We start from the raw sequence: 12675 nt of genomic DNA on the forward strand, positions 1-12675 counted from the left end.
TCCGTCCGGGGTTCGTTCCGACTCACAAGGGAAGTAGCTGACGATGCCAACCAGTTCCCGCGCGCGAACGAGGCGCGTGGCGTTCGTCGACGCGTTCTCGATGGGGCGCCACCTCCTGCCCGTGCTGCACCGGCTCGGCATGGAGTGCGTGCACGTCCAGTCGCCGAGCCCCGACGTCCACATGGCCCGGCTGCCGTTCCCCGAGGGCTTCGTGGCCGACATCCGGCACGACGGCGACATCGACGCGACGGCGGCCGCGCTGCGCGAGCAGGAGGTCGCCTGGGTGATCGCGGCCGGCGAGTCGGGCGTCGAGCTGGCCGACCGGCTCTCCGCCGAACTCGGCACTCCCGGCAACGGGATGAGCAGGCCGACGGCCCGCCGCAACAAGTACGACATGGTCCTGGCCCTGCGCGACGCCGGACTGGAGCACGCGGACACCATCGTCTCGTCCGACGCCGACGAGATCGTCGAGTGGGCCGAGAAGACGGCGGGCTACCCGGTCGTCCTGAAGCCGGTCGCCAGCGCCGGCACCGACAACGTCGTGGCGTGTACGTCCGCGGAGCAGGTCCGCGCCGTCCACGAGAAGATCATGACCAGCACCGACCGCCACGCGATGCCCAACACCGTGGTGCTGGCGCAGGAGTTCCTGGACGGGGACGAGTACTTCGTCAACACGGTCAGCCGGGACGGCGGGCACCACACCGTGGAGATCTGGCGGTACTACAAGACCCGCCTGCCCGGCGGCAACATCATCTACGACTACAACGAGCCCCTGGCGCCGGACGATCCGGTCGCCAAGGAGGTGGAGTCCTACGTCCACCGGGTGCTCGACGCCCTGGAGATCAGGAACTGGGCCGGCCACACCGAGGTCATGGTGACCGCCAGGGGGCCGGTGCTGGTCGAGTGCGCCGCACGCTTCGGCGGGGGGCAGGTCCCGGAGATCCTCGACCGCTGCTTCGGCACCAACCAGGTCGACCTGGTCGTGCGGGCGGTGACGGATCCGGACGGGTTCGACCGACTGCCCACCACCGCCTACCGGTTGCTGGAACGCCTGCGTTTCGTCCACCTCGTCAACCCGAGCGAGCGCGGGGTGGTCCCGTCCGAGGAGGCGCTGGCCGCCGTCCGCGGGCTCCCGTCCCACGCCCGCACCGTCCTGTGGCACCCGGAAGGACAGCCGCTGCCCCGGACGATCGACGTCGCGACCCAGGTGGGGTACGTCCTGCTCATCTCCGAGGACCCGGCGCAGCTCGACGCCGACTACCGGAAGCTGCGGGAGATCGAGCGCGACCACCTCTACGCCGAGGGGCCCTGAGGCCCGTCCCCGGTGACCGGGCAGAAGCCGCCGAGTAAGGAGTCACGTTGTCCGACAAAGCCGTACGGTCGAGCGTCGGCGAGCCGCGGTTCCGTGACACCCTGCGCGGCCTGCCCCACCGGGTCTGGATCATCAGCCTCGGCAACCTGATCCTCCAGGTCGGCACCTTCCTGCCGGTGTTCATCGTGCTCTACCTGACCAGGAGCGGCTACTCCGCCGGCTCCGCGGGGCTGGTGCTGGGCGCGTCCGGCCTGGGCAGGGTGCTCGGCAACGTCATCGGCGGCCACCTCACCGACTCCATCGGCCGGCGGCCGGCCATCCTGCTGTCGGTCGTGACCACCTCGGGGCTGACGGCGAGCGTGCCGTTCCTCGGACCGCTCCCGCTGGTCGTCGTGGTGGTCGGTCTCATCGGCGTGGTGTCGCAGATCTACCGGCCGGCCATGGCGGCGGTGCTGGTCGACTGCGTGGCGCCCGGGCAGCGGCTCGCCGCCTTCGGGGTGCTCCGGTTCGCGCAGAACGTCGGCGCGGCGCTGGGCGGCGTGCTCGGCGGCGTGGTGTCGAGCATCTCCTACCGGGGGCTCTTCCTGGTGGAGGCCGCCGTGCTCCTGGTGTTCGGCGCGATCGTGGCGGTGCTGCTACGGGACGCGCCCGGGGAGGGGTCCGGCTCCGACGAGGCGGCGGAGCCGGCCGTGGCGGAGCCGGCGGTCGGGTACCGGCAGGTGCTCGCCGACCGCACCCTGGTGCGGTTCCTGCTGATGACCGTGTTCTCGATGTTCGTCTACATCCAGACCAGCGTCGGCCTGCCCCTGCACGTCACCGCCGTGGGCCTGAGCGAGCGTGACTTCGGGCTCCTGATGGGGCTCAACGGTCTGCTGGTGGTGCTGCTGGAGCTGCCGCTGATCAGCGTGGTCGCCCGGTACCGGCCGGAGTACGTGCTGGCCGCCGGCAACCTGTTCACGTGCGCCGGGCTCGCGCTGACCGGGTTCACCGACGGGATGGGCCCGCTGGTGGCGACGGTGCTGGTCTGGACGCTCGGCGAGATGGTGTCCTCCTCGATCGTCCAGGCCCACCTGGTGAGCCTGACCCCGCCGGGGCTGGTCGGCCGCTACCAGGGGCTGTACGGCGCCGCGTACACGGTCGGCACGGGCGCCGGCCCGGTGGTCGGCGGAGCCGTGTACGCGAGCAGCCCGGGGGCGCTGTGGATCCTGGTCGCCGTGCTGGGCCTGCTGAGCGTCCAGCTCAGTCTGGGGCTCCGCCGGCCGGCCGCCACAGCGGCTGCGGCCGAGTGACGGCCCCGAGTGACGGCCCCGAGTGACGACCGCCGGGTGACGGCCCCCGGGGCCGGCGAACCGGATTCCTGACCCGGGACCACGTCCCGCCGCACGAAGCGGGCGCGTCCGCACGCACGCGGTGACGCCGCGCCGAGGCATCCCCTTTTTCCGCAAGACCGTCCGCACATCGTCCGCAAACGTCCGCAATGAACAGGAGAAACCAGTGAGCGACTTCACAGGGCTGACCGCGATCGTCACCGGCGGTGCGGGGGCCATCGGCCTCGCCACGGCGAAGATGCTGAAGAGCAGGGGCGCCGACGTCGCCGTGCTCGACCTCAAGCTGGACGGCGTCCCGGACGACATCCTGGGCATCGAGGCCGACGTCACCGACGACGCCCAGGTCGAGGCCGCCGTGGCCGCCGTGGTCGAGCGGTTCGGCCGGCTGGACGTGGTGGTGAACAACGCCGGCGTCGCCGCCGTCGGGAACGTCGCCGAGAACGACGACGAGGAGTGGCGGCGCGTCCTGGACATCAACGTGGTCGGCATGGTCAGGGTCTCCCGGCACGCGCTGCCGCACCTGCGCCGCTCGCCCTCCGCCGCGATCGTCAACACCTGCTCGATCGTCGCCTGGGCCGGCCTGGAGAAGCGGGCCCTCTACTCGACCAGCAAGGGCGCGGTCTACGCGCTCACGCTGGCCATGGCGGCGGACCACGTCCGCGAGGGCATCCGGGTCAACTGCGTCGCCCCCGGCGCGGCGGACTCGCCCTGGGTGACCGGGCAGCTCAGCCGGACGCCGAACCCGGAGGCCGCGCGCGAGGCGATGAACCAGACCCTGCCGATGGGCCGGCTGGTGACGACCGACGAGATCGCCGGCGCGATCGCCTACCTGGCGAGCCCGCTGTCGGGCGCCTCGGTGGGCACGGTGCTCGCCGTGGACGGCGGCATCCACGGCCTGCGGATGCGTCCGTCGGCGCAGCAGCACCTCATCGGCCGATGAGCGTCCGGAACAGACCGTCGGAGCCGAAGGACTGGGGAAGTTCGCATGCCGCTTGATCCGACCATCGCGAGTGTCCGGGACTACCGCGTCGCGACCGGGTTCACGCCGCTCTACACGATGTCCATCGACGAGGCCAGGCGATCGGACGCGGAGACCGAGGCCACGGCCTGGGACTGGCACGAGCAGCCCGAGGAGATCTTCGAGCTGGAGATCGACGGCCCGGCCTGCCGGCTGCCGATCCGGGTGTACCGCCCGCGGAGCGACGGCCCGCTCCCCGTACTGGTGTACTTCTTCGGCGGCGGCTGGGTCGTCGGCTCGCTGGAGACCTCGGACGCGATCTGCCGGGCGCTGGCCAAGCTGACGCCCTGCGTGGTCGTGTCGGTGGGCTACCGGCTCGCGCCCGAGCACCCGTTCCCGGCCGCGACCGACGACTGCTACGCCGGTGTGAAGTGGGTGGCGGAGCACGCCTCCGAGATCGGCGCCGACCCCGCGCGGATCGCCCTCGGCGGGGACAGCTCCGGCGGCAACCTGGCCGCGGCGATGGCCCTGATGGCCAGGGCCGACGACGACGGGCCGCAGATCGCCGCCCAGGTGCTCGTCTACCCGCCGTTCCACAACGCCGCGGACACGCAGTCGATGCGGGACAACCAGGACCCGATGTTCTTCAACGCCCACTCGTCCGCGTGGTTCTGGAGCCAGTACCTCGCCGATCCCGCCGACGGGGACTCCCCGCTGGCCTCGCCGCTCAAGGCGGACGACCTCGGCGGGCTCCCCCCGGCGCTGGTGATGACGGCCGAGTACTGCCCGCTGCACGACGAGGGCGAGGCCTTCGCGGACGCGCTCGCCCGGGCGGGCGTGCCGGTGGACTACCACCGGTACGAGAACCTGACGCACGGCTTCCTGGCCATGTCGGCGATCCTGGAGATCTCCCGGGACGCGATGGACCTGATCGCCGAGTACCTGCGCGAACGGCTGAAGTGACATGGCGCCGGACGAGACCGCAGGCGTGGTCCTGCGCGCGCCCAGGTACGTGCTCGGCGAGACCCCGGTCGACCACACCGACATCGAGGGGTTCGCCGAGTACGTCGACCGGCAGCGGATGGTGCCCGACGCCGGGATGTGGGGCTGGGGGGCGGTCCACCGCACGGAGCTCGACCTGGCCGCCCTCGCCGTACGGACCGGCCGCGAGACCCTGCGCGCGGCCGCCGTCGAGCCGGGCGAGGTCGACGCGCTGGTGCTGTGCTCCAATGCCTTCCCCGCCGAGGTCGAGGCGCACGGCGAGCTGATCGCGTCGGTTCTCGGCGGGCTGGGGCTCGGGCCGGTCCCGGTCACCGGGATCACCCTGAACCGGTGCGCGAACCTGCTCACCGGACTCCAGGCCGCCGCCTCGACGGTCGCCGCGGGCCGGCACCGGACCGTGCTGGTGATCACGACGGACCGGGTGTCCGCCGAGTCCGCGCGGATCGCCGACTTCGCGCTGTTCAGCGACGGCGCGGCCAGTTGCCTGGTCACCCGGCGGTCGGACGGCGCCCCGGAGTCCTACACGTGGGTCGGCGACGCGTACGCCCAGGACCCGGCCACGCTCGGCCGGGGCAACGAGATCAGCGCCGATCTGGCCAGAGCGGCCAATCAGCGGCTGACCGCCGGGACCGGCATCGGGGTCGAGGCGATCGACGGCCTGCTGCACAACAACATCTACCTGCCGATCGTGACGATGAAGGAACTCCAGGCCGGGTTCCGCCAGGCCCAGTTGGACACGTCGAACATCGCCAGGGTCGGGCACTGCTTCGCCGCGGACCCGCTGATCAACCTCGTCGACCGGCAGTCCGCCGGCGCCGTCCGTCCGGGCGGGCTCTACCTGCTGGCGTCCAGCGTGTCCGGGCTGCGGGTGTGCGTCCTGCTGCGCGCGGACTCCGCGGACCCCGCGGCCTGACCGGACGGCCGCGCCGGCGGACCGGCCGTCGCGCATCCACGAAGGAGTCACCGAAGTGCAGAACTTGACCGTCACGGCCCGCGCCGACCAGGGCGGGGCGCAGTGAGCGCCGCACCGGGCGGGCCCGGGACCGCCGGCGTCGACCGGGCCACGCTGGAGTGGCTGCGGACCCTGGTCCGCGAGATCGTGCAGCTGCCCGAGTCCGAGGACGTCGACCGGCGGACCCTGCGTCAGCTCGGCGCCGGATCCCTACAGGTGGTCGCCGTGCAGTTCCGCGTCCTCCAGGAGACCTCGGTCACCGTGGAGATGGGCGAGCTGGTCGGCGAGACACCCGTCGCGGACCTCGCCGCGCTGATCGACGCGCGCCGGCCGGCCGCGTAGTGGGCCCCGGCGGCCGGCCGGGAACGGTCGCGCCGGCCGGGTAAGCGAAATGCGCAAATGCGGAGGACGGAAGTCAACGCATCGCGTCGTCGAAGTGAACCGGCAGCGGACGCCCGGAATACCGGCGCACCCGTATCGTCCATTTCGACGTGGCAGACCGAATTCCCAGCGGGCGTTCGCCGAGGACGTCCGGCTCGACATCCCGTCCGGAGGAGACCGAAAGAATGGAAGAGCCAAACTTTTCGCTCGGCAACGTGCGTGACGACCTGCTCCAGGAAAGCGACGACTGGGACAGGTTCGGCCGGTTCTGGGAGAACCTGCCGCTGGACCCGCACATGGGGGACGGCGGCGTGTACCGGCGCCGCAAGTACTCCGCGATCTCCTACGACCTCGACGCCGACACCGTCCGGGTGGTCGACCAGGAGGGCTTCCTGCAGAGCAAGGAGATCAACAAGCTGAACGGCGGAGTCGTCCGCCGCTTCGAGCCGGTCGACCCGGCGCTGCTGGACACCCCGGTGTTCCGGCGGGTGCTGGCGCACTTCGCCACCCGCATCGAGGAGGCGGCGCCCGACGGCGAACAGGTGCCCAGGGTCCGGCACGTCAACATCCACCAGCACCGCATCGTCGCCACCGAGGGGGAGGCCGGAAACCCGACCCCGGAGGGAATCCACCGGGACGGCGTCGAACACATCGTCATGATGCTGGTCGCGCGACAGGGAATCGCCGGCGGGGTCAGCACGCTCTACGACAACGCCGAGTCGTCGATTCTGAGCCGCACCCTGGCCGACCCGGGCGACTACATATTCCTGGACGACAAGACCTGCCTGCACTCGGTTTCCCCGGTGGAGGTGCTCGCGCCGAATCCGGAAGGGTACCGCGACATGTTCTTCCTGGAATTCTGCTGACGGAGACGGACCCCGTCCCGCGGTAGGCCGGTTCGCGGTAGGCCCGGTCCCACGCCGGGCGGACGCCGGCCTCCGCGACCGGCAGCGTCCACCTCGACGACGTGGCACGGCACAGCGGCGAGGAAGGGGCGCGGCGGCGGATCCGCCCGGCACGGCCGGGCCTCCGCCGCCCGCTCCCTCGACACCGACCCGGTCGACCGGCTGGAGCCCGCTTCCGGGCCGACCACCGAGCCGACCACCCGAGTGAGGATCACGATGAGTCTCTCCGAAGTGTTCGATCCCGGCGTCCTCGCCCTGCCGCTGTACGACGACGCGCACCGCGCCCTCGCCGACGGGATCGTGACGTGGTGCGGGGACCGGGCCGAGGCGTGGGCGGGCCTGGACACCACCGATCCGGCCGCCACCGGCCGGGCCGTGCTCGCCGACCTCGGCCGGTCGGGGTGGCTGAGCCACCTCGACCCCGACCGGCCCGACTCCGACCTCAGGTCCCTGTGTCTGAGGCGCCAGGCCCTGGCGTACCACGAGGACCTGGCCGACTTCGCCTACTCGATCCAGGAGCTCACCGCCGCCGCGATCGCCCGCCACGGCACCGAGGAGCAGCGTCGCCGCCACCTGCCGGGCCTGGCCGCGGGGACCAGTGCGGGGGCGCTGGCCGTCTCCGAGCCCGGCGCGGGGTCCGACCTCGCCGCCGCGGCGCTCGAAGCGACCCCCGACGGGGACGGGTTCGTCCTCAACGGGACCAAGGCGTGGATCGCCCAGGGCGACATCGCCGACGTGTGCGTCGTCCTGGCCCGCACCGGGGACGGCCCGGGCCCGCTGGGCCTGACCACCTTCGTGGTCGACTGCTCAGCCCCCGGCTTCAAGGCCGAGCCCGTCGGGGCGATCGCCCCCCGCTCGTGGGCCGAACTGACGTTCACGGACTTCCGGGTGGGCCCCGAGGCCGTGCTCGGCGAACGCGGCCAGGGCCTCGTGGTCTCCCTCGACGCGCTCGAACGGGCCCGGGCGACGGTGGCCGCCGCGGCGATCGGCTTCGGCAGGCGCGCCTTCCGGCTCGCCCTCGGCCACGCCCGTACCCGCAGGGCCTACGGAGGCCGGCTCGCCGACCTCCAGCTCGTCAAGGCCTCGCTCGCCCGGATGGACGTCAAGCTCTCGGCCGCCTCCCTGCTGACCGCCCGCGCCGCCTGGGCGATGGACGCCGGACTCGACTACGCCAGGCACTCCTCGGCGGCCAAGCTCTACGGCACCGAGGCGGCCGGCGAGATCGTCGACGGCGCCGTCCAGATCTTCGGCGCCGCCGGGATCGTCGCCGGCAGCACGATGGAGCGGCTCTACCGCCAGGTCCGCTCCCTGCGCATCTACGAGGGGGCGTCCGAAGTGATCGAGATGACGATCGCCGACGCCCTGTGAACGACCGGTGCGACCGGCACCGGGACCGAGCCCAACAGCCTGCACCACCACAGGAAGGACCTGACGTGGGACCTGTACCGAAGCCAACGACGGCGTCCGGTGCCGCCGAGCAGCCCAGTCACCTCCGGCTCGTCGGCATCGGGGCGGGCCCGGCCAACCTGAGTCTGGCCGCACTGCTGCACGGTGACCCGGAGCAGCCGAACCTGTTCCTCGACCGCAAGCCGAGCTTCACCTGGCACGACGACCAGCTCATCACCGGCGCGACCCTCCAGGTGTCGATCTTCAAGGACCTGGTGAGCCTGTCCGACCCGACCAACCGCTTCTCGTTCCTGTCGTACCTGCACGAGCACGGCCGGATGTACCACTTCCTCAACGCCCAGTTCGCCGAGGTGCCGCGCACCGAGTTCCGCAACTACCTGGCCTGGGCGGCCGAGACCAACGAGAACGTGGCCTTCTCCGAGACCGTCGAGCGGGTCGACTTCGACGGGGTCTTCCGCGTCACCACCGACCGCCGCCAGGTCACCGCCGACAACATCGCTGTGGGCGTCGGCACGGTCCCGTGGGTGCCCGACTACGCCGTCCCGCACCTGGGCGCCGGCCACCTGCACGTCAGCCAGTACCTGCGGCACGCGAAGGAGCTGGCGGGCAAGCGGGTCGCCGTCATCGGCGGCGGCCAGTCCGGGGCCGAGGCGTTCCTGGACCTGATCTCGCGGTCCGACGCCGAGCGCCCGGCCTGGGTCTCCTGGGTCTCCCGCCGCCGCAACTACTTCCCGATCGACGACTCGACGTTCACCAACGACTTCTACATGCCGGAGTACTCCGAGTACTTCTACCGGCTGTCCGAGTCCAAGCGGGCCGAGCTCAACTCGGCCCACCTGCTGAGCTCGGACGGGATCTCCGAGTCGACCCTCAGGGCGATCTACCAGGTGCTGTACCGGCTCCAGTTCATCGAGCGGGACGAGCACCGGTTCGGGCTGCTGCCCAACCGGAACGTGGTGTCCGCCGACCGCACCGCGAGCGGGGCGTTCGAGGTGATGCTGCGCCACAACGACGAGTCCGGCCAGAGCGAGTGCCTGCCGGTGGACGCGGTGGTGTGGGCGACCGGCTTCCGCCCCGCGCCGAAGACCTTCCTGGAGCCCCTGATGGGCCGCATCGAGACCGAGAACGGCGAGGTCAGGGTCAACGAGGACTTCGCGGTCAGCTGGGACGGCCCGCCGGACCGGAACATCTTCATGCAGAACGCGGTCCGCGGCCAGCGCGGCCTGCCCGACGTGAACCTGAGCCTGAACGCCTGGCGGGCCCAGCGCATCGTCAACTCCCTGCGCGGCAGCACCGCCCCCGAGCTGGCGATGTCGTTCATCGACTGGTCGGCCAAGAGCGGGCGGGGCACCCAGTGGACACGGTAGACCTCGCCGTCGTCGGCGGCGGAGTCATCGGCGCGCTCATCGCCCACGAGGCGGTCGCGGCCTTCCCCGGCCTGTCCGTCGCCGTCCTGGAACGCGGCCTGGTCGGCCAGGGCGCCTCCAGCCGCTCGGCCGGCGTCCACTTCCCGCGCGGTGCGACCGAGCGCGTCCGGTCCATGACCGAGCACTCCCACCGGGTCTGGGAGCGCCTGGCGGCCGAACTCGACCTGCCGATCCGGGAGGTGGCCGCGACGGTCGTCGCCACCGGCGCCGGCGACGCGGTCCCCACCAGCTACCTGCGGCTCGGCGGGGAGACCGCCCCGGCCGACCCGGCCCGCGGCTGGGCGGCTCCGGCCGGCGCCCGCGCCTGGACCCTGGACGGGTGCCACTACGCCGACGTCCAGGCCGTCACCGGCCGGGTCCTGGCCCGGCTGCGCGACCAGGTGGCCGTCCTGGAGGGAGCCGAGGTCACGGCGCTCGCCGCCGAGGACGGGCACCACAGGATCACCCTCGGCCAGGGGCAGGAACTGCTCGCCCGCCGGGTCGTGCTGGCCCCGGGCCCGTGGATCGCGCACCCCGCCTGGGCCGAGCTGCTCGCCCCGTTCGGCCTGCGCGTCAAGAAGGTCGTCGCCACCCACCTCGAATCGGCCCCGGCGCCGGACGCCCCGCTCGCGGTCTTCCACGACGAGGACGCCTTCCTGCTGCCCCTCCACGAGCGCGGCCACTACCTGTTCAGCTACACCTGCGACCGCTGGGACGTCGCCCCCGACGACCTCGAACCCGGGCTGGAGCGCTCCGACCTCGACGACGCCCGGGCCGTCCTGGGCCGCTTCGCGCCCGGGCTGGCGGCCCGGTGCACCTCGGGCCGGGTGTTCTGCGACGCGTACAGCCCGCGCCGCGAACCCGTCGTCGCCGAACTGCGGCCCGGCCTGGTCTTCGCCGGAGCCGCCGGCGGCTCCGGCTACCGCCTGGCCCCCGCCATCGCCGCCGAGACCGTCGCCGCCCTGGACCTCGCACCGGTCCGCACCCTCTCCCAGCCACCGCAGAGGCAGTCATGATCCTGAACCACTACAGCGAGTCCGAACTGACCGCGGCCTTCGGCATCGACATGTCCTCGGTCGAGGGCCTCGGGGTCGGCGCCGGCTGGGGCCGGGTCGCCCCCGGTGCCTCCACCCACACCGACCGGCACGACGAGACCGAGTTCTTCGTCATCGTCGCCGGTACGGGCGAGCTGACCGTCGACGGCCGCACCCATCGGGCCGGGCCCGGCACGGTGGTGCTGTTCGAGCCGTTCGAGTCCCACATCCTCGCCAACACCGGTGACACGGACCTGGTCTTCCTCACCCAGTACTGGCGCGACTCGGCCCGCGCCCGGGTCTCGGCGCAGTCGCGGGTCCGCCCGAACCTCACCGAGCGCCCGCAGTTCGTGTTCTCCACCCCGCCGACTCCCAACGGCGACCTCCACCTCGGCCACCTCTCCGGCCCCTACCTCGGCGCCGACGTCTACGTCCGCTACCAGCGCCTCAACGGCAACCGGGCCTGGCACCTGACCGGCAGCGACGACTTCCAGAGCTACGTCGAGGCCGTCGCGACCCGCGAGGGCACCACCGCGGCCGAGGTCGCCGCCCACTACTCGGCCGAGATCGCCGCGACGCTGAAGGCGATGGACATCGAGGTCCACCAGTACTCCGTCACCAACAAGGACGAGGGCTACGCCGAGGGCCTGCGGCGCTTCTTCTCCCGGCTGGTCGACTCCGGAAGCGTCGGCCCCAGGGCGACGCCCGCGCTCTTCGACGCCGAGACGGGCGCGTACCTCTACGAGGTCAACGTCGGCGGCGCCTGCCCCGGCTGCGCGCACGGCACCAGCGGCAACATCTGCGAGGAGTGCGGCGAGCCCAACCTGGTCGCGGACCTGGTCGACCCGGCCTCCCGGATCAGCGGCACCGCGCCGAAGCAGGACGAGGCCGAGCGCTACACGCTGCCGCTGCACGAGTTCGCCGACGCCGTCGCCGAGCACCACGGGCTCGGCCGCGTCCCGGCCCGCCTGCGCGAGCTGGCCCAGCGGGTCTTCGCCCGCGAGACGCTCGACCTGCCGGTCTCCCACCCCTCCGACTGGGGCGTGCGGCCCGCCGGCGACGCCCCGGACGGCCAGGTCATCTGGGTCTGGCCGGAGATGAGCTACGGCTTCCTCCACGGCATCGAGCGGCTCGGCGCCGGACTGGGGGAGGACTGGTCGCGCGAAGTGCCGTCCCCCGACTGGAAGATCGTGCACTTCTTCGGCTACGACAACAGCTTCTACCACTCCATCCTCTACCCGGTCCTGTACCGGCTGGCCTTCCCGGAGTGGAACCCCGACATCGACTACCACGTCAACGAGTTCTACCTGCTCGAAGGCCAGAAGTTCTCCACCAGCCGGCGGCACGCGATCTGGGGCAAGGAGATCCTCACCCCGGACACCGTCGACGCCGTCCGCTACTACCTCTCCGGGACCCGCCCCGAGGGCGAGCGCACGGACTTCCGCCGCGCCGAGTTCGACCGGGCCTGCGCCGACACCCTGGTCGGCCAGTGGCAGGAGTGGCTGACCGGCCTGGGCGAGCGCGTCGACGCCCGGTTCGACGGCGTCGTCCCCGACGCGGGCACCTGGACCGCCGAGCACACCGCCTTCCTGGCCCGGCTGTCGCTGCGGCTCGACGAGGCCACCGCCGCACTCAACCCCGAGGGGTTCTCGCTGCGGTCCGCCGCGGCCGTGCTCGACGGCATCGTCACCGACGTCCGGACCTTCTCCCGCCGGCAGTCCGCCCTGGCCGGGATCGACCGGTGGAGCTCCGAGGCCCGTACCGCCGTCGCCCTCGAACTGGCCGCGGCCCGCCTCCTCGCCACCGTCTCGGCCCCCCTGATGCCGCGCTTCTCGGCCGGACTGGCAGCCGCCCTCGGCATCCCGGCGGTCGAGACCTGGCCCGACACGGCCGACCTGGTCGAGCCCGGCAGCCGCTGCACCCTCTCGGGCACCCGCTTCTTCGGCACCGGCTGACCGCCCGAGGAGCCGACCGCCCGAGGAGTCGACCG

At 72.4% G+C, this 12675-nt stretch carries 11 protein-coding genes; all 11 read left to right on the forward strand.

The window, feature by feature from the left end; genetic code table 11:
- Positions 1-76 precede the first annotated feature (76 nt).
- The 11 genes from ACZ7C5_RS14465 to ACZ7C5_RS14515 all read left to right on the forward strand — a co-directional run bounded on the left by ACZ7C5_RS14465 (position 77) and on the right by ACZ7C5_RS14515 (position 12640).
- Positions 77-1312, forward strand: a complete 1236-nt coding sequence (locus tag ACZ7C5_RS14465) for an ATP-grasp domain-containing protein (RefSeq protein WP_401083165.1) — start codon at positions 77-79, stop codon at positions 1310-1312.
- 47 nt (positions 1313-1359) lie between these two features.
- A complete protein-coding gene (locus ACZ7C5_RS14470) occupies positions 1360-2601 on the forward strand; it encodes an MFS transporter (RefSeq protein WP_401083168.1) in 1242 nt (413 codons plus the stop codon).
- 205 nt (positions 2602-2806) lie between these two features.
- Positions 2807-3580: an SDR family NAD(P)-dependent oxidoreductase gene (locus ACZ7C5_RS14475; protein WP_188294961.1), complete on the forward strand. Its 774-nt coding sequence runs from the start codon at positions 2807-2809 to the stop codon at positions 3578-3580.
- Positions 3581-3625: 45 nt separating this feature from the next.
- Entirely contained in the window at positions 3626-4561 is a 936-nt protein-coding gene (locus ACZ7C5_RS14480; RefSeq protein ID WP_401083172.1) for an alpha/beta hydrolase, read from the forward strand.
- A 1-nt stretch (position 4562) separates the two neighbouring features.
- The gene (locus ACZ7C5_RS14485; RefSeq protein ID WP_401083175.1) at positions 4563-5513 is read left to right on the forward strand and encodes a beta-ketoacyl-[acyl-carrier-protein] synthase family protein; all 951 of its coding nucleotides are present in this window, start codon (positions 4563-4565) and stop codon (positions 5511-5513) included.
- A gap of 102 nt (positions 5514-5615) precedes the next feature.
- Positions 5616-5894 (forward strand): acyl carrier protein, encoded by a 279-nt coding sequence (locus ACZ7C5_RS14490; protein ID WP_188294958.1) that lies wholly within the window; start codon positions 5616-5618, stop codon positions 5892-5894.
- Positions 5895-6118: 224 nt separating this feature from the next.
- A complete protein-coding gene (locus ACZ7C5_RS14495; protein ID WP_401083178.1) occupies positions 6119-6799 on the forward strand; it encodes a 2OG-Fe dioxygenase family protein in 681 nt (226 codons plus the stop codon).
- A 255-nt stretch (positions 6800-7054) separates the two neighbouring features.
- Positions 7055-8206 carry an acyl-CoA dehydrogenase family protein gene (locus ACZ7C5_RS14500; RefSeq protein WP_470322687.1) on the forward strand — a complete coding sequence of 384 codons (1152 nt, stop codon included), beginning with the start codon at positions 7055-7057 and terminating at the stop codon, positions 8204-8206.
- Positions 8207-8271: 65 nt separating this feature from the next.
- Positions 8272-9612 (forward strand): lysine N(6)-hydroxylase/L-ornithine N(5)-oxygenase family protein, encoded by a 1341-nt coding sequence (locus ACZ7C5_RS14505; protein WP_401083184.1) that lies wholly within the window; start codon positions 8272-8274, stop codon positions 9610-9612.
- Positions 9600-10667, forward strand: coding sequence for an NAD(P)/FAD-dependent oxidoreductase (locus ACZ7C5_RS14510; RefSeq protein WP_401083187.1), 1068 nt, complete (start codon positions 9600-9602; stop codon positions 10665-10667). The genes ACZ7C5_RS14505 and ACZ7C5_RS14510 overlap by 13 nt, the downstream gene beginning before the upstream one ends.
- Entirely contained in the window at positions 10664-12640 is a 1977-nt protein-coding gene (locus ACZ7C5_RS14515) for a class I tRNA ligase family protein (protein WP_470322688.1), read from the forward strand. The genes ACZ7C5_RS14510 and ACZ7C5_RS14515 overlap by 4 nt, the downstream gene beginning before the upstream one ends.
- Positions 12641-12675 lie beyond the last annotated feature (35 nt).

Source organism: Kitasatospora sp. NPDC036993, assembly GCF_055607525.1.

Excerpts from the sequence above, each read along its gene's own strand:
- ACZ7C5_RS14500 (WP_470322687.1), top strand. The coding sequence starts at position 7,055 with ATGAGTCTCTCCGAAGTGTTCGATCCCGGCGTCCTCGCCCTGCCGCTG.
- ACZ7C5_RS14480 (WP_401083172.1), top strand. The coding sequence starts at position 3,626 with ATGCCGCTTGATCCGACCATCGCGAGTGTCCGGGACTACCGCGTCGCG.
- ACZ7C5_RS14485 (WP_401083175.1), top strand. The coding sequence starts at position 4,563 with ATGGCGCCGGACGAGACCGCAGGCGTGGTCCTGCGCGCGCCCAGGTAC.
- ACZ7C5_RS14495 (WP_401083178.1), top strand. The coding sequence starts at position 6,119 with ATGGAAGAGCCAAACTTTTCGCTCGGCAACGTGCGTGACGACCTGCTC.
- ACZ7C5_RS14515 (WP_470322688.1), top strand. The coding sequence starts at position 10,664 with ATGATCCTGAACCACTACAGCGAGTCCGAACTGACCGCGGCCTTCGGC.